We start from the raw sequence: 16,703 nt of genomic DNA, 5'->3' as shown, positions 1-16,703 counted from the left end.
AGCGGTTGACGCGGCGGCATGCTTTCGATTCAAGAATCTGATGAATCGACCCGGCGAACCGACTGTTGAAGCGTTGATGGCGCGTATTGCTGCGCTGCAGGCGGAGAACCGTCAACTCACCGAACGCGTCGTCAAACTCGAGGAAGAGCTGGCGCTTGCACGACTGCATCGTTTTGCGCCGAAGAGTGAAAAGCACATTGACCGCCTCTTCAATGAAGCCGAACAGGCCGCGGATGAGGACGCCGCCGACAACGAAGATGGCGGCGTCGTTGTCCTGCCGGACACGGGCTTGCCGGCGAGCGAAGGGGCGACGGGAAAGAAGCGCGGCCGCAAGGCCTTGCCGGAAAACCTGCCGCGCGAGCGCGTCGAGTATGACCTTCCCGACGATCAGAAGGCTTGTCCTTGCTGCCGTCACCCGATGCATCGCATGGGCGAGGCCGTTACCGAGCAACTTCATATCGAGGTGAAGGCGAAGGTCCTGCAGAATGTGCGGTTCAAATATGCTTGCCGTCATTGCGACCGTACCGGCATCAACACGCCGGTCGTGACCGCGCCGATGCCCGCGCAACCCTTGCCGGGCAGCATCGCCACGGCTTCGACGCTGGCCTTCGCGCTCGTTCACAAATACGTCGACGGCACACCGCTCTACCGCCTGGCACAGGCCTTCGAGCGCGCGGGCGTTCCTGTCAGCCGTGGCGCTCTGGGTCACTGGGTGATCGGCTCGAGCGAAAAGCATCTCGCCCGCATCTATGACGTGCTGAAGCTGCGGCTCAGATCGCAGCCCCTCATCCATGGCGACGAGACCACGGTCCAGGTGCTGAAGGAAATGGACAGAGAGGCCACCAGCACCTCGTACATGTGGGCATACCGGAGCGGCCACGACAGTGACGAGCCGATCGTGCTGCTCGATTATCAGCCGGGTCGCGGCCAGATACACCCGCAGACCTTCTTGGGCGATTACCGCGGCATCGTGATGAGTGACGGCTATTCCGCCTGGCGCACGCTGGAAGGGGCAACGCATCTTGGCTGCATGGCTCATTCGAGGCGGCGCTTCGTCGATGCCCTAAAGGCGAGGAAGAAGGGTGGCGGGCCGCCGGAACAGGCACTCCGGTTCTTCGAACAGCTCTATCGGGTTGAAAGGCAGGCGCGGAACGAAATCCCCGATGACGGCGAAACGCGAGATCACTGCATTCGCCGCTTCCGCCAGCAACATAGTGTCCCGATCCTCCAGGCTCTCAAGGCATGGCTCGACGACTTCGCTCCAAAAGTCTTGCCGGACAGCAAGCTCGGCGACGCCGTCTCCTACACCCTGAACCAATGGGGATATCTGACTCGTTACACCGAGGACGGCAGCATGCCGATCGACAACAATCTTCTCGAGCGTGACATCAGAATCTTTGCCACTGGCCGGAAGAGTTGGCTGTTCAGCGATACCGTCGACGGAGCCAGGGCCAGCGCCGTCATCTACAGCCTGATGTTGACCTGCCGCGCCTGTGGCGTCGAGCCGTTAGCGTGGCTGCGCCACGTCCTCACCGAATTGCCTCAACGCAACGAGGACGCTGATATCTACGATCTGCTGCCCTTCAACTTCGCCAAAGCAACAGCAGTCTGATCAGACCAGATACCGTTCCCAATTCGAAGGCCATCCGTCGAAAGCGCCGGCGTCAACGTGCAGCGAAAATAGCGCTTACGATGAGACCCCATTGATTGTAGTTGAATGCATCCACTTGGAGCCGCACCGACTGGCCCTCCCGCACGAAGCCGATGTCTTTGGGGGAGACGTAGATTTCCGCCACCAGTTCGTCGTCCGGCGAAACCCAAGCAACGGTTTGCCCGGCCTGGATGTAGCTGCCGGGGGCCAGGCCGGTGAATTGCTCAAGTGCGCCTGACACGGGGGCCCGAATGTGGGTGAGATCCCGTTCCTTCTCGAGCTGATGCACGGTGGCCGTGAGTTCCTTGAGGCGCAGGTTAAGGTCGAAGAGCTGCTGGTGCCATTCGGCGGATTTGCGCCGGGCAAGGATCTCCCCCTGAACGTCAATGGTCTGGAGGGCGAAAGCCTTCTCGTCAACGGCCTTTGCGGGCGTTGCGCCAGCGGAGAGCAGTCGATTAGCGCGGTCGAGTTCTGCGGCGGCATTACTCCTGGCATATTGGTTCTCCCGCAGCAGGTTGAGAAAATGCGCCCGCTCCGCCTTGGCGGACTCGGTCAGGAGGATCGGGTCCTTGGCCTTCGTGCCGGAGGAGATCAGGGTTCCTAGGTCATGGGCAAGATCACTCTTAGCGCGATTATCGCCTTTATACGCCCTGAGCTTTTCCTCAACCACCTCATCATCGAGGGCGAGAATCTCCTGCTCCTGGGCAACCAGATCGTTCTCAACGGCAAGGATACGGGAGATGCGTCCGGAGACGGGTGCGACCAGGGGCGTCTTCTCGACGGTGGGGCGAATGATACCGGCACTTTGGACCGAGACCGCTATGGTGATGAGTGGCAGCGACACCAACGTCGCAACCACAGAGAGCAAAATCAGCCGATAGATGATCAAAGATCGTCCTGATCGTCGGGAGAGAATGCTCTCTGCAGTGTAGCTGGCAATTTCAGGAGAAAGGGTATTTAGCTTGCACACTAATGTTCTAACCGTGTGTCTTCCAATCCAGTATAGTCGCAGCCACAACGCCTATTAATCCCGCCACCGCGAAAGCTATCGCCGCAAAAAAAGCCCACCCGCCCGAAATTGTGGATGCTTCTTCCGGAGCCAATTCAGTCACACCATAGTCTGACAGATCGACCTTCATTGCTGTCTCCTTTCCTAGAGATCAAATAAGATGAGTCTGCCATTTAGCGGCTTTTGCCGCCGTACAACCAACATCAAGAGTCGTGCCAACCGCACAGGAAGCGACCCAGAGAACTGTTCTGGATGTTATTCAATGGCTTCACTGATAGCGCGGCGGCACGCCAGCCAGACGTCACCGTGTCGCGGATTCGACAAACCCGACACTGGTAGGGGCCAGTGCGGGTAGGTCGGATACTTAGGGATAGAATCGAATATAGGTCTCCTGAGGGAGCTCTGCCTGCATGGAGGATATATTTCGGCCAAGCATTCTGCCGAGAGAACCGGCCTGTCAGGAACAGCATCTGGAACGCGCTGAGCAGCTTGCGGCAGTGTGGTCTTGTGGAAGCGCCCGATTGTTACCGCGGAGATTTCGCTTTGAGGTCGCGGCTGATCTCCTTGCCAAAGAAGGAGGACAGCTCGGCACGTGTGATCGGCTGGAAGTAGGCAATGCACATCAGCACCATCACCTCCGACTGCGTCAGGTCTACGCCACGCCCGCTCCCGCCGGTGGCCGTGCCAAATGCACTGCGTATCGCATCGGCATAGGCCGGCCGCGTCAGGTGTTTCCAGCCGCCAGCGACCGCGACCAGGTCGTAAGGGCGGCCGCGCAGTTCTTCGCGGATGTCGTCGATGAGAAGATCGATGCTGCAGCTCTGTCCGACGATGCGGGCCAGCGTTTCGCGCGTCACCGGCTCGCTGGCCGCAAAAATCGTTGCCTCGACGGGATGCATCCATTCCCGCCAGCGGCCCTCCGGCGGAAGGTGATCCAGCTCCCGATCAAACAGCTGGTCAGCTGATCGCCGTTCGCCCGATCGATGTTCATCTGACCGGCTCCCCCCTCGCCTGCTCGCTCCCTCCGCCATGATCGTCACAGCCCGTAAATGCGGAAGGTGGGACGGCCGGAAAGCTCGCGCACGGCCCCGAGCTCGACCAGACGGTCGAACAGGCGGCGCAGTCCACGGTCACTCATGCCGGCGATCTTTTCAGAGGCAACGATCGCATCGTCGGACAGGAGCTTGTTGACAACAGCGTCCGCCGCCTTAGCCCGGAGTTTTGGCGCAACGGCAAGCAGCCGGTCTGCGCGGCGCTCGAGCTCGGCGGAAAGATCAATGGCGCGCAGCGCGGCGCGCGCCTGCGCGGCAAGCAGACCTTTGGCACGCTCAGGATTTGTCTCAGTGCCTGTCGCCAAAGTGCTGGCTGCCGATCGACGCGGGCGGGCGCTTGTCCCCAAGGCTGCCTCGGCGCCCAGCAGCGGCACCGCGTGGGCCCAACCCAGTCGTTGCGCCAGCAGGGCGTCCGCGAGCCAACATCCGAAGGCTCGTGCGAAGCCATACCTTTCGGCGGCCGTGAACGCGCCAGTCAGCATGCCGACCATTCCGATGCTCGCGGAAAGCTGTCGAAGATCATCTGCCAGCTCGCCAACTGCGTCGTCGTCGCGGCGGAGACCGAGGTCATCAAGCACCGCGCCGATGTTTTTCTCCGTCAGCAGTTTCTCAGCAGGCGTGCCGGCCAGCCGGCGCCAGGCAAGTAGCATCGATCCAGCGGGGCCAACGGACAAAAAATCGCCCGGGCGTGTGAGCAGCACGGAGTCGCGCAGCGCGCTTTCATCTTCGACGCGGCCGGCCTGCTTGGCCGTTACCGCGGCCGCCGAAAGCGCCAGGCGCTGCCGCCAGGCGCCGGCCCACCGTTCTTGCCGGCGGACCACCGCATCGAGCGCACCGATGGCAGCGCCGACAAAACGAGCGCCACATCCTCTACGTCTTTGCTCGCAAGGCCTTGCGCATCGGGGACGGCGCGGCGCAGCCAGGCCGGCACCGTTGGCAAAGACACGGTCGAAGGGGCACCGGCAAGCGTGCCCGGGTAGCGCGGAGAGGTTTGGGGGCGCAGAATCATCGCACGATGAATCACGGCGGCGCTTTTTGCAACCGAAATGGATAGAAAGCGCTGCGGTTGTCGCGCCGGTGCAACGAATGTTGCATTATCGTTCGTTTTGTCCTTACGTTTCAAATGGCCGTTGTCGCCCGCGTTTCATCGGTCGCAGGAGAGTGTCAGCGACCTTTTTGAAGTGACAGCTGGTCATTAAAGGAGGTTGGACGATCACGGTGCACGGGCCATATCTGCCACAGACGCTTTCAACGCTGCGGGCGCAAGTCTGTCACCGGCCGGTAGAAGATCACACGCACCGACGGAGCAAGCTGGTTGAGGTAGTCGAAATCCCGAACATTGCCGGTCAGAACCGTCGCGCCCAGCAGACCGGCCTGGTGAAAGATCAGCGCATCGTTGAGGAAGCGGCGTTCATGCCCCTCCCCTTTCGGCAGGCGGCTTAGCCGGAACAGCAGGCCGGCAAGCATGCCGGCGCGTCCCCAGACGGTGGCGTCGGGTGCATGCAGCCGGTGCGCTGGAATATCTTCGATCGTGTCCGCAACCACTTTCAGGACCGACTTCGTCGTGGGATGGCCCGGATCGAGCCGGCCGAACAAATGGCTGAGCTCGGCAAGGCAGACCGCCGAGTGCTGACAGAGCCGATAGGTCAAAAGGTCATCGACCACTTCAGGCGTGCGCCCCTGCAGGACATCCAGATAGACGCTCGTGTCGAGAAGCAATGCACCGCCGACAGGCGGCTGATCACCTGCCCAGGACAGAGCGGAATCCGGCCGCCGTTCCAGCCCTCCGGCACGCCGCTGTGGTTTGAGGGAACGCAGTGCGCTCCCGAGATCAAACGTCAAGATCAATGTCCGCGGAAATGCTGCCCTTGCGGCCGACGAGCCGGGCGCCAAAATCGTCCTCGAGAGCTAGCCGCGACAATGCGAGCTCAAGCAGCTCAGTGTCGGAGGTCACATGAGCGCGCTTCTTTGCCGCCTCGATCAGTTCCGACGGCACCCTGCCGGAAAGGCGTGTGTTCTTGGCCGCGCCAAGAAGGCCGACGGCCCTCGCCTGTTCGAGCACCAGACGGTTCCGGGTGTGGGCGATCCGCTCCTGGCTTTCGGCGGCCGTTGCGCCACGTATGCTCATCCTGGGTTCTCCTCTGTTGAACGAAACATAAAGGATGTTGAACATGAAAGCAAGGATCGGCACTGAGAAAGAAGGCCCTAAGCCCTAAGAGGGTCATCACTGGATCGGACATGGCACGTCACCCAATGATGCGATAACCGGAACCAGCCGGTTGCCCGTACGCGACCGGACGCAAATCTCGGGAGCTATTGGTCAAGCACCTCGCGGTGGACAATTGGGCGCTTTGGTCGCACGTTGGGCCCTCGGAATCGCACCACTGCGGCATTCTAATGATCGAGAGTTTCGATGGGCAGTCCCCGTAATTTGATGACGCCCGTCGACGCGGTCGACACCAGCGACCTGCCTGACATTGTCGACGTCATTATGGAAATGGGGCACCCGGATGAGGCTCCCTCCCCTCCCACGCAGGTCCTCGACTCGCGACAAGCATCACTGCCTGTGCATCTCGAAAAGCTGGCCGACCGCGCGCGCGATTACGTCGAGGCGGCGAGTTCGGCAAACACCCGTCGCGCTTATGCCGCCGACTGGAAGCATTTTTCCGCCTGGTGCCGGCGCCAGGCGTTTGATCCGCTGCCGCCAGATCCACAAGTCGTCGGCCTCTACATCACGGCCTAGGCCTCAGGATCGGAACGGGACAAAAAGTCTGTGTCGACCATTGAGCGCCGCCTGTCGTCGCGCACCTGGAACTATACGCAACGCGGTCAACCGCTCGACCGGAAGGACCGGCATATCGCCACCGTGCTCGCCGGTATCCGCAATAAACACGCCTCCCCTCCCCGTCAAAAGGAAGCCATCCTGCGCGACGATCTTGTCGCCATGCTGGAAACGCTCGATCATGGCACGCTGCGCGGTCTGCGCGGCCGCGCCATGTTGCTTTTGGGCTTCGCCGGCTCCGAAATCGTGGGCCTCGATGTTGCGCGATCAAACCGAGGACGGCTGCGGCTGGATTGAATTTTCCCGGACAAGGGCGTGCTGGTTACGCTGCAAGCAAGACCGGCTGGCGCGAAGTCGAGATTGGCCGCGGCTCGTCCGATGCCACCTGCCCGGTCGTCGCCCTGCAGACCTGGCTGAAGCTGGTCCGCATCGCGCACGGCCCCCTCTTCCGCCGCGTCACGGGGCAGGGCAAAGCTGTGGGGGCCGAGCGGCTCAACGATCAGGAGGTGGCGCGGCTGGTCAAACGCGCGGCCTTGGCCGCCGGCGTGGGCGGTGACCTTTCCGAGGGCGACGCGCGGCCAAAAGTTTTCGGGCCACTCGCTGCGTGCCGGCCTCGCGTCCTCTGCCGAGGTTGACGAGCGCTACGTGCAGAAGCAGCTTGGTCACGCCTCGGCAGAGATGACACGCAAATACCAGCGCCGGCGCGATCGCTTCCGCGTCAATCTAACGAAGGCGTCAGGATTGTAGAGTGCGGTACGCCCCCCCCCAGCCGCGGGTGACTCTGGATGCGCCGATCCACCGCCACAGATCCAACCCTCAAGTTGATGGGTTTCTAAGGTTTATTGGAGCGGCGCAAGGCCTCCAGCTTGAAGAGCTGTTCCCAGCTGGGAACTCAAAGTACGGGTTGTGCGAGAAGTTTGCTTCTCGATGAGTTCTCCAGGATCCTTCGCCGACACTTGGACTAGCCCCCGAGGGAAGTTGCCTGGCGGCTGCAGGAGCCTCTTGCTCGACGCTGGAGGAAAGTGCGCGTGGACAGGACGCCCACGTGCCAAACGGTGCTGATTGCTGTCAAATCGCGTGGGACGCCTGGCGATAGATCCTAGCCGCTGAGTTGCCATTCGCGAGAGTCGCTCGGCCCGGAAGGAATGCCTCGTTGCAGGGTAGGGGCCGTGGGGCGTCTAACTTGTCAGCCTGGGGGGCGATCACCGAAGTGACATCGGAAGCGGCGCGGCATGGCTGCATCACAAACACAACCCCATCGTCTCCGACCCAAAGGATGGTGACCCCCCTGGACTGCGAGCTCAGTGTCTCCTTCACAACGGGAATTTCGCCGCCGCGTCATGCGCCGAAACTTGCCTGCGCTTTTGCAAGGTCGCTGGCCGCCGTACGCGGAAGCCAGAGGGCAACCGGTGCACCAACGTCGACTATTTACGAGAACAAAACGGGCAACGGAGCTCGCCCGTCCCCATGCTGCGTGACCAACTTCATAGCTGTCGTTTTCAATGCCTGATGCGCGACTTTAACGGCACAGGGAAGCCAGCGATAACGAAAAGTTCCCAGCTGGGAACTGCCCTGTGTCCATTTGCTCGAATGCTCCGAATCGGGCATATCTCCAGTAACGGAAAAACCGCGTAATTCGAAAAGTTGGCGTAGTTGGCGTGGCGTTAACAGCTTGTTAACCACAGTCGCTATCAATAGGCGCTGGGTGCAAGAGGAGAATCTGGGTGACGCGGCATCTAAGTAGCCTTCAGTTCATGAATACCTTTTCGACGAAACTCGAGAAGGCACTCAACAATCTTTCGCTGGCTCAGTATCCTCCTGATGCGATTCGTACGATGCGCAAATTCACTTCGACGGAAGTGGCAGCATTGCTAGGAGTGACCGAAGCTTACATAAGGCAGGTCTCCTTGAAAGGGCAGGGACCTGAGCCAGAGACAACGACCACCGGAAAGCGCCTATATTCTGTGGAGCAGGTGCTGGACCTTCGGATGCACCTGGCGGAAAAGGCACGGAAGAAATGGATCAATCCTCGTCGTGTTAAAGGCGAGGATTGCCAGATCATCGCGATCACGAACTTCAAAGGTGGATCGTCCAAGACAGCGACCACTATTCACTTGGGTCATTGGTTGGCACTACGTGGATATCGCGTTCTAGCAGTCGACATGGATCCCCAGGCGTCGTTAACAAGTCTGCAAGGAGCGTTACCCGGATTTGACCACCGAGAAGGTGACACCCTTTACTCAGCGATTCGGTTTGATGATCCGGTGCCAACGGAAAAGATTATTCATCAGACGCATATCATCGGATTCGACGTCATCTGCGCCGGTCTTGAGCTGACAGAATTCGAGACGGCCGTCACCCTTGAAATGCGCAAGAGCGGTGGAACCAGTTTTCTGCTTCGAGTGTCACAGGCCCTCGAACAGATCGTCGACAACTACGACATCGTTCTTCTCGACTGTGCGCCGTCACTCAATTTCCTGACACTTTCGTCGCTCACTGCCGCTACCGGAGTCCTAATCCCAGTTCCAGCGCACATGCTCGATGTCGACTCCACAGGGAAGTTTTTGGAGTTGGCCGCATCTTATATGCAAATCCTGGATGAGGCTGGTGCAGGCGCACGTTGGGATTTCGCCAAATTCCTCATCACAAAGTTTGAGGCCAACGACCACCCGCAAGCCAACATGCAGGCCCTAATGCGCCAAGTGTTTGGCGAGGATTTACTTCTGAATTCAGTCTCCAAATCCACTGCGGTTGCGGACGCTCTCACTTGGAAGCAGAGCCTCTATGAAGTGCAACGATCGAGGTTTTCGGCACCTAAAACTTATGATCGTGCAATCGAATCGATCAATGCCGCGAACGCGGAAATAGAAAGCCTCATCACAATGGCATGGAGGCGTGAACAGTGAGCCGTAAAGATTCTAAGGGCATGTTTGCTGCTGTTTTGGGGCAACTCGGGGAGGACAATTCGGAGGAGGGCGTCAGCCGCCGCACGTCATCGCCGCACCTGATGAAGGTGGCGGCTGGTGTTCGCCAAATGCAAGAGCGTAGCGATATCGCCGACAAGTTACTGAAGTCAGGCGAACAGATCATTGAACTCGATCCCGACAAAATACGGCCGTCGTCTATCACCGATCGATATGATGACGCCTACGAGATTTCCGCCATTGCTGAGATCACTGAATCCATGCGGGAGCGCGGTCAGATTGTGCCTGGATTGGTTCGGCCAGTGCAAGGCAAGGATGGCGAGTTTCAAATCGTCTATGGTCGCAGAAGATTAGCGGCAGCTAAGCAGCTTGGGATCGGATTCAAAGCGGCCGTCCGCGAGTTAACCGATGAACAAGCAGTCATTTTCCAAGGCGAAGAAAACACCGCTCGAGAGGATCTTTCATACATTGAAAAGTGCGCTTTTGCGCTTGCGCAGCAGGAAGCGGGATACAAACGGGACACCATCTGCGCTTCGCTGTCGACAGGAAAATCGCATGTCTCCGAGATGATCAAAATCGCCTCATCGGTCGACAAGAAGATACTGCAATCGATTGGTAAAGCTCCCGGGATTGGTCGAGGACGATGGCAGGAATTCTCGAACCGCTATTCCATAGACGGCTCACTGGCAAAAGCTTTCGATCTTATTCGCAAAAACAAATTCCGCGAGGCAACGTCCGACGACAGATTCATTATTCTGCTTGAGACGCTTCCATCGGATCATAATGCGATCAAAGAACCTGCGGGTCCGGCCAAGCCATCAAAGCCCAAGATTGCTATGAAATCCTGGGCTGCTCCAGACAAAACAGTCAGCGTCAGCCTCAAAAACAACGGAAAAACTACCATGATTGCTGTGGGAGAGGCTGAAGGATCGCGTTTCGCAGCGTTTATCGCCGGACAACTGGACGACCTGTTTGAGGCCTTTCGGAAGTCCATCACGAAACAAGGAGTCTGAAACCGCAAAAGAAAAAGGCCCCCGAACGGCAAGCCGTGGAAGCCTCTCTCTGAACTAAGCACTCTGAGAATCGCATCTCCACGAATCACTGTCAAGAGTCATTGGCGTCGTTTTGGCGAGCAGGTTTCTTTTGCCTAATCGAGGGTGAAAGAAAATGGAGACGAATATTGCAACGACGCCCTTTGGGCGGCGACCGATGACGCTTGGCATGATTTCAAGCCAAGTCACCGCAAGGGCGGTGCCGAGGGACGCGACCGTCCACAAATGGCATGTCTTCCAAGATATCAAGGACGCCAGGATCGCTCTGGGCGCCACCGATCGCGCTCTGGCTATTCTCGACGCGCTGTTGTCGTTCCATCCGGACACGGCGCTTTATGGCGACAGCGAACTGGTTGTATGGCCATCCAACGAGCAGCTGATCCGCCGCGCCAACGGAATGCGCCCAACGACGTTACGGCGGCACCTGGCCGTTCTGGTCGAGTGCGGATTGATCATCCGTCGGGACAGCCCAAACGGCAAGCGCTTCGCCCGGAAGGGTCAGGGGGGCGAGATCGAGCAGGCCTATGGCTTTGACATCTCGCCGATCGTGGCGCGCGCTGAGGAGTTCAAGAATCTTGCGGAAGCGGTCAGATCTGAGAAGAAGGCCTTTCGTCTCGTTAAGGAGCGGCTAACCATATGCCGCCGTGACATCGTCAAGATGATCGACGCCGGGATTGAGGAAGGCGTGCCGGCGAACTGGGGCAGGGTCCAGCAGGCCTACCAGGCGATTGTCGGCCAGATACCACGCACCGCAACCAGACAAACCCTCGAGGCGATTGCCGAGGAGCTTGAAGGCCTTTGGACTGAAGTGCGTGAGGCATTGGAAACATTCGTAAAAACACGGAAAGTGGACGCCAATGAGTCCCGAAATGGGCGCCACATACAGAATTCAAAACCAGACTCTAAATTTGAATCTGAAAGCGGCCCAGGAAATAAAGATGAAGCGGGCGGCAACGTTGCGGACACCGACAACGTACGGAGTCTGCCGAAACGCGAACTGCCGCTAGGGATCGTGCTGGATGCCTGCCCGAACATGCTTTGGCTGGTGAAGGGCGGCGGCGGAATCCGTAACTGGCGTGAATTTCTGGCCGCGGCCGAGGTTGCCCGACCGTCCATGGGCGTCAGCCCGAGCGCCTGGGAGGAAGCGCGAACGGCAATGGGTGAGCAGCAGGCGGCGATTACCATTGCCGCGATCTACCAGCGGCAGGACCAGATCAACAGCGCCGGCGGCTATTTGCGCAGCCTGACAGATAGAGCAAAGGTCGGAAAGTTCTCGGTCTGGCCGATGGTGATGGCCTTGTTGCGGGCAAAGCTTGACGCGTCGAAAGCTACCGGAAACGGAGCTGAAGCTGCTGCCGTCGATTTGGAGACGGCAGGCAAGGTTGTGCGCACCGAATCCCGGCTGGAAATCAGCGATGCGTTGCGCCGCAGCCTCGACAAGCCGAGGCGCGGATCATGATCAGCCGGCGGGTTTCGATCCGCACTAGGTCATGGACGGTGGCTGCAGCGCTTGTCGGGACGAGCGTCTTATGAGAGCATCGAAGGCATGAAAAACGAACAGGACCCGGAACCGACGCCCGATGAAACCGCCGGAATGGTCTGGTGGAATTCGCTTACCGAATCCGATCGTGCGGCTTGGCTGGCGCGGGCCGGCAGCGCTGTTCCAGCTGATGCCTGGGCCGTGTACAAGCGGCTCGGGAAAGTTGAGCGTCAGCCAGGGACCGTAAACTGAGGACTGTTCTGCAGCGGGATGACGGTCAGCTCGCGGATAGTTCGGCGACGAGTCCAAGCCGGCGGGCTCGATCGAGCAGGTTCTTGACTGAGGAGGCAGACCATTTTGCGCTTCCTCGTGGGGTTCGCTCATGCAGACGCTCGAGCTGGCCAGCGATGTCGCGGAGCGACAGGTCCGGGTTAGACTGCGAAATCCCTGCCACAAGAGTCATCAGGCGATCTTCGGGAGGCAGAGGAGACGCCCGCTTTAGCAGTGTGGATTCGGCCAGGTGCTCGGTGACGAGCCACCTCACTGCCCGCCGCAGTCATTCAGGCGTCCACTCGAGGCCGCGCTGCTTCAGGACCCGAGCGATATCGTCCCAGTTGTGGTCTGGTCGCATCCGGCGGACCGTCGGAAGCCACTGGTTCATCGTTGATTGTAGCCGTCGGCCATAGGCTGCCTTTTGCACTGCTGTCATCTTCGCCAGGGCTTCGGGCCTGCGCTCCCGGATACCAGGATTGCCTGGCAGCCGCCCCTTCGATCGTGCAGCGATGATGCCGGCCTTGGTCCGCTCCGAAATCAGCGCACGCTCGAGCTGGGCAACGGCGCCGAGTACCTGTAGCGAAAACATGCCCTGTGGCGTCGACGTGTCGATTGGATCTCGGAGAGATCGGAAATGCGCGCCCTTCTCAGTCAGAACCTCGATCACCTGAAGAAGGTGGCTGACCGAGTGTCGGTTTTACTTCCCGATTTCAATTGAAGCGCTAAGGTGAAAATCCCACCCTGCCGGGCCGCTATTCGACGGCCGAAAACGGGGGGAGGGGGCTTTGCTACAGTCCCGACGCCTTGGTGAGATTGACGCGAAAGCGATCGCGCCGGCGCTGATACTTGCGGGTCATCTCCGCGCTGGTGTGACCAAGCTGCTTCTGGACGTAGCGCTCGTCGACCTCGGCAGAGGACGCCAGGCCGGCGCGCAGCGAATGGCCGGCAAACATCATTCCGCGTTCGCCTTCGGGCAGATCGCCGCGCACGCCCGCTGCCAGCGCGGTCCGCTTGACGAGGCGGGCGACCTCTTGGTCGTTGAGCCGATCGGCGCCGACGGCCTTGCCCTGGCCGATGACACGCCGGAACAGGGGACCGTGCGCGATGCGCGCCAGCTTGAGCCAGGTCTGCAGCGCCACCACAGGGCAGGTTGTGTCGGACGAGCCTCGCCCGATTTCGACCTCGCGCCAGCCGGTCTTGCCGCGCAGGCGCAACAGCATGCCCTTGTCGAGGATTTCGATCCAGCCGGAAGAATCCTCGGTCTGGTCGCGGCCGCAATCCAGGCCGACAACCTCGGAACGGCGCAGGCCGCCGGCAAAGCCGAGCAGCAGCATGGCCCGGTCGCGCAGGCCGCGCAGGGTGCCTCGCTCGAGCGTTTCCAGCATGGCGATCAGATCCTCGGGCATCACCGCCTCCTTCTGCCGGGGCGGGGCGGCGTGCTTGTTGCGGATGCCGGCCATGACCGTGGCGATATGGCGGTCTTTTCTGTCCAGCGGCTGGCCACGCTGAGAAAAATTCCAGGTCAGCGAGGAGAGCCTGCGTTCGATCGTCGAGACGGAATTGGGTTTCTTGTCGCCGGTCGCCTTTCCGGAGGCGCAGGCGGTGATGTAGAGCCCGACAACCTGGGGATCGGGCGGAAACATCTCGACGCCTTGGCGCCGGCACCAGCTCGCAAACTGCTTCCAGTCCGAGGCGTAGGCGCGGCGGGTATTGGCCGAGCTCGCCGCTTCGACATAATCGCGGGCGCGATCGGCCAGCGCGTCGAGATGCGCCGGCAGGCGAGGATTGGCGACGGCCGGAAGAGGGGAGGGGGCTTCGGCCGGCGGTTCTTCCGGCGTTGCGCCCATCTCCATGACGACGTCGATGATGTCCGGCAGGTCGCCATCGGTCTCGGCCGACACCTGCGCAGTCGAAACATGATCCGCCGACCCTGCACTGTGGGACGGTCCGGAAGGTCGCTCGGCGTGATTTTTGGGCTTCTGCTCGATGAAAACGGTCATTCCTTATATAAAGACGAAAACGAACGATAATGCAATTTTATCACTCGTTTTATCCAATCGACAGGCGCGGCGTTTTTTACCCATTTTCGTTGCCAAAACCGCCGCCGTGATTCATCCTGCTGACGATGATTCTGCGCCCGAAATCCTCTCCGCGCCATCAAGGTCCGATGCTCGCCGCCGCAGCGGCCGCTCCCCCCGTCCCGCTGCCGGGATGGCTGCGCCGCGCCGTTCCCGACGCGCAAAGCCTTGCCGCGCAAGGGCCTGGGCCAAATGCCCTGGAGGACATCGCGATCACCGCCGGCGCCGCCATCGGCGCGCTCGACGCGGTGGTTCGTCGGCAGGAGCGATGGGCCGGCGCATGGCGGCAACGGCTGGCGCTCGCCGCCGCGGCGGTGGCGACCAGCCAGGCCGGGCGTGTCGAGGACGAAGCGGGTCTGCGCGATGCCGTGCTGCTCACACGGCCGGGCGACAATGTCGGGCCCGCCGGTCTTTTGCTCCTCGCCTGGCGCCGGCTGGCCGCCCGGCCCGCGGAGGAGCTTCTGACGAAGAGAAACCTAGCCGCGGTATTGGAGGAATTCGGTCGAGCCCACGACGACGAGGCGGTCAACGATCTGGTGGACGATCTCCGGCAGCTCGCCAGCGAGGGGACGGTAGAAATGATGACCGGCGCCATCGCGAGCGCCGAGCGCCGCGGCTATGGGCGCGCCGTTGGAGCCTGGCTTGCCGACGCGCTGCTGGCGCAGCGGCTGGGCTGGTCACGTGCAGTGCCGTTGTTGGGCACCGAGGTAGCCTTGGGGGTGGGTTCCGGTCGTTCACGTCGGCCGGCACCTCCTGTTGCGACAACCGGGATAGAGGTGGGATCTGAGCAGGCGAAATGTCTGCTTGCCGCGCAGGCGCGCGCTGCGCTGCGCGCGATTGATCTTTCCGCTGAGCTCGAGCGCCGCGCGGACCGGCTGCTTGCCGTCGCGCCGAAACTGCGCGCCAAGGCGGCGGACCTGGTCGTCGAAAGGCTCTTGTCCGACGACGCGATCGTGGCATCGCAAAAGATCGCTGGCATGAGCGACCGCGGCCTGCGCCGCCTGTTCGACCGCCTGGTCGAGCTCGGCGCCGTCCGCGAGCTGTCCGGCCGCACCACTTCTCGCACCTACGGGCTTTAGGAAATGGCTAAAGCGGTGCGCAAGAGGCGAGGCCGGTCAGATGACCATCGATCAGGCGAGGGCCGGTCAAATGACCATTTGTTTGATCGGGAGTTGGATCAGCTGCCGCCGGAGGCGCGCTGGCGCGAATGGATGCATCGCGTCGAGGCGACCATCTTTGCGGCGAGCGAGCCGGTCGGCCGCGAAACGCTGGCCCGCATTGTCGGAAAAAGCTGCAGCATCGACCTTTTGATCGACGACATTCGCGAGGAGCTGCGCGGCCGGCCCTACGACCTGGTTGCCGTCGCCGGCGGCTGGAAGCATCTGACGCGGCCGGCCTATGCCGACGCCATCCGCAGTGCATTTGGCACGGCCACCGGCGGGAGCGGGCATGCCAAAGACCTCACGCAAACCGAAGTGCTGGTGCTGATGTGCATCGCCTACTTCCAGCCGATCACCCGCGCCGAACTGTCCTCCTTCTTCGGCAAGGAGATCAGCCGCGACCTGATCGGCAATCTGCGCAGCTTTGGCTTCATCGCCTCTGGCCCGCGCGCGCCGCAGCCGGGCGCCCCCTATACCTATGTCACCACCCAGGCGTTCCTGCTTGAGTTCGGGCTCGACACGCTGCGCGATCTTCCCGACTTCGGGGCGCTCGAGGACGCTGGCCTGCTCTCGAAGGAAAAGCTGCTGGCGGGCGACATCATGCCGGGGTTCGCCGATGACGGCGACCCTGGTGCCGTCATGGACGAATAGTACCCGCGCCAGGACTGCCACCGATCATCAGGGGTTGTGGAACTCGGAGCCTGCGGTGACGCTTTGACGTGGTTCGATCACCGGCCACGCGCAGATAGGCCGTCAGCACGTCGGCAAGACCAGCACAGGGCTGTGGTGGGCACATGGATCTCGGCCTCGTCTGATGCTTGCCCAGGAAGTCGGCGAAGCGGGCAATCAATTCGTCATGGCCGCCCGCCGCCAAGATTATCCGACGCCGATGCGCGACTGCGGCGTCCTCGTGTGTCACAAGCCAGTCCAAACGTTTTGCCGCGAGCTGATTGAAGCAGCGAATGCGTGCGGCGGTCGAGAGATTCGTAAGGGTTCCCCCCAGGCCGATATCGGCGCCGACGGGTGCGCGTAGCACGCGCGAGACAACATCGATGGTTGCCGCCGAATCCGTTGCCGATTCCACCCGGCATATATCCGCGATCGCGCGTTCCAGCCGACGTGCGGCCGCGTTGACCCCTGCCTTTGGGGCAGCCCGCAGATCGAAGCCGCACCGTGCGCAGAAATGCTGAGGGACAAGCTCGACCTGGTCGAACGACACAATTGCGGTGCGGCAAGCGGGAC

At 61.0% G+C, this 16,703-nt stretch carries 12 protein-coding genes and 5 pseudogenes; 8 read left to right on the top strand and 9 right to left on the bottom strand.

Features of this window, described 5'->3' with window-relative positions; all coding sequences use genetic code 11:
* Window positions 1–40 precede the first annotated feature (40 nt).
* Window positions 41–1,612, top strand: a complete 1,572-nt coding sequence (gene tnpC / locus NKH05_RS29265) for an IS66 family transposase (RefSeq protein ID WP_353026713.1) — start codon at window positions 41–43, stop codon at window positions 1,610–1,612.
* Between the two features lie 67 nt (window positions 1,613–1,679).
* Here tnpC and NKH05_RS29260 read toward each other — a convergent pair.
* From NKH05_RS29260 to NKH05_RS29235, 6 genes and pseudogenes are all read right to left on the bottom strand, one after another.
* Window positions 1,680–2,540: pseudogene (locus tag NKH05_RS29260) on the bottom strand (HlyD family secretion protein); the annotation flags it as partial.
* An 88-nt stretch (window positions 2,541–2,628) separates the two neighbouring features.
* The gene (locus NKH05_RS29255; protein ID WP_352785595.1) at window positions 2,629–2,790 is read right to left on the bottom strand and encodes a hypothetical protein; all 162 of its coding nucleotides are present in this window, start codon (window positions 2,788–2,790) and stop codon (window positions 2,629–2,631) included.
* A gap of 415 nt (window positions 2,791–3,205) precedes the next feature.
* Window positions 3,206–3,691, bottom strand: a pseudogene (gene scpB, locus NKH05_RS29250) (SMC-Scp complex subunit ScpB); the annotation flags it as partial.
* 5 nt (window positions 3,692–3,696) lie between these two features.
* A pseudogene (locus NKH05_RS29245) lies at window positions 3,697–4,721 on the bottom strand (DUF1403 family protein).
* Between the two features lie 239 nt (window positions 4,722–4,960).
* Window positions 4,961–5,554, bottom strand: coding sequence for a type II toxin-antitoxin system VapC family toxin (locus NKH05_RS29240; RefSeq protein WP_353016891.1), 594 nt, complete (start codon window positions 5,552–5,554; stop codon window positions 4,961–4,963).
* Window positions 5,544–5,840 (bottom strand): hypothetical protein, encoded by a 297-nt coding sequence (locus NKH05_RS29235; protein WP_353016893.1) that lies wholly within the window; start codon window positions 5,838–5,840, stop codon window positions 5,544–5,546. Before NKH05_RS29235 ends, NKH05_RS29240 begins: the two co-directional genes overlap by 11 nt.
* Before the next feature lie 285 nt (window positions 5,841–6,125).
* Here NKH05_RS29235 and NKH05_RS29230 point away from each other — a divergent pair.
* The 5 genes and pseudogenes from NKH05_RS29230 (at window position 6,126) to NKH05_RS29210 (ending at window position 12,202) form a co-directional block, all read left to right on the top strand.
* Window positions 6,126–7,241, top strand: a pseudogene (locus NKH05_RS29230) (site-specific integrase).
* A 977-nt stretch (window positions 7,242–8,218) separates the two neighbouring features.
* Window positions 8,219–9,400 (top strand): plasmid partitioning protein RepA, encoded by a 1,182-nt coding sequence (repA, locus tag NKH05_RS29225; protein ID WP_353016895.1) that lies wholly within the window; start codon window positions 8,219–8,221, stop codon window positions 9,398–9,400.
* Window positions 9,397–10,431 carry a plasmid partitioning protein RepB gene (gene repB, locus NKH05_RS29220; protein WP_353016897.1) on the top strand — a complete coding sequence of 345 codons (1,035 nt, stop codon included), beginning with the start codon at window positions 9,397–9,399 and terminating at the stop codon, window positions 10,429–10,431. The genes repA and repB overlap by 4 nt, the downstream gene beginning before the upstream one ends.
* A gap of 154 nt (window positions 10,432–10,585) precedes the next feature.
* Window positions 10,586–11,929, top strand: coding sequence for a plasmid replication protein RepC (gene repC / locus NKH05_RS29215; protein WP_353016899.1), 1,344 nt, complete (start codon window positions 10,586–10,588; stop codon window positions 11,927–11,929).
* An 87-nt stretch (window positions 11,930–12,016) separates the two neighbouring features.
* Window positions 12,017–12,202 (top strand): hypothetical protein, encoded by a 186-nt coding sequence (locus NKH05_RS29210; protein WP_353016901.1) that lies wholly within the window; start codon window positions 12,017–12,019, stop codon window positions 12,200–12,202.
* Between the two features lie 25 nt (window positions 12,203–12,227).
* Here NKH05_RS29210 and NKH05_RS29205 read toward each other — a convergent pair.
* Both NKH05_RS29205 and NKH05_RS29200 read right to left on the bottom strand, forming a co-directional pair.
* Window positions 12,228–12,911 (bottom strand): annotated as a pseudogene (locus NKH05_RS29205) (recombinase family protein); the annotation flags it as partial.
* Between the two features lie 100 nt (window positions 12,912–13,011).
* On the bottom strand, window positions 13,012–14,223 hold the full coding sequence (locus NKH05_RS29200; protein WP_353016904.1) for a site-specific integrase: 1,212 nt from the start codon (window positions 14,221–14,223) through the stop codon (window positions 13,012–13,014).
* A gap of 167 nt (window positions 14,224–14,390) precedes the next feature.
* On the opposite strand from NKH05_RS29200, the gene NKH05_RS29195 reads away from it, so the two are divergent.
* The gene (locus tag NKH05_RS29195) at window positions 14,391–15,380 is read left to right on the top strand and encodes a DUF1403 family protein (RefSeq protein ID WP_353016907.1); all 990 of its coding nucleotides are present in this window, start codon (window positions 14,391–14,393) and stop codon (window positions 15,378–15,380) included.
* Window positions 15,381–15,383: 3 nt separating this feature from the next.
* Complete coding sequence (scpB, locus tag NKH05_RS29190) at window positions 15,384–16,112, top strand: SMC-Scp complex subunit ScpB (RefSeq protein WP_353016909.1); 729 nt, start codon at window positions 15,384–15,386, stop codon at window positions 16,110–16,112.
* Here scpB (NKH05_RS29190) and NKH05_RS29185 read toward each other — a convergent pair.
* Entirely contained in the window at window positions 16,099–16,680 is a 582-nt protein-coding gene (locus NKH05_RS29185) for a hypothetical protein (RefSeq protein ID WP_353016975.1), read from the bottom strand. The two genes, scpB (NKH05_RS29190) and NKH05_RS29185, sit on opposite strands and share 14 nt — an antisense overlap.
* Window positions 16,681–16,703: the final 23 nt, after the last annotated feature.

Source organism: Mesorhizobium sp. M1399 (assembly GCF_040317735.1).
In the GTDB taxonomy this organism is placed as follows: Bacteria; Pseudomonadota; Alphaproteobacteria; order Rhizobiales; family Rhizobiaceae; genus Mesorhizobium.
The sequence above is the reverse complement of the archived record's forward strand: the minus strand, read 5'-3'. Positions and strand labels throughout refer to the sequence as shown.

Coding starts and splice junctions, on each gene's coding strand:
- tnpC (WP_353026713.1), top strand. CDS start 41: ATGAATCGACCCGGCGAACCGACTGTTGAAGCGTTGATGGCGCGTATT.
- NKH05_RS29255 (WP_352785595.1), bottom strand. CDS start 2,790: ATGAAGGTCGATCTGTCAGACTATGGTGTGACTGAATTGGCTCCGGAA.
- NKH05_RS29235 (WP_353016893.1), bottom strand. CDS start 5,840: ATGAGCATACGTGGCGCAACGGCCGCCGAAAGCCAGGAGCGGATCGCC.
- repC (WP_353016899.1), top strand. CDS start 10,586: ATGGAGACGAATATTGCAACGACGCCCTTTGGGCGGCGACCGATGACG.
- NKH05_RS29210 (WP_353016901.1), top strand. CDS start 12,017: ATGAAAAACGAACAGGACCCGGAACCGACGCCCGATGAAACCGCCGGA.
- NKH05_RS29200 (WP_353016904.1), bottom strand. CDS start 14,223: ATGACCGTTTTCATCGAGCAGAAGCCCAAAAATCACGCCGAGCGACCT.
- NKH05_RS29195 (WP_353016907.1), top strand. CDS start 14,391: ATGCTCGCCGCCGCAGCGGCCGCTCCCCCCGTCCCGCTGCCGGGATGG.
- scpB (WP_353016909.1), top strand. CDS start 15,384: ATGGCTAAAGCGGTGCGCAAGAGGCGAGGCCGGTCAGATGACCATCGA.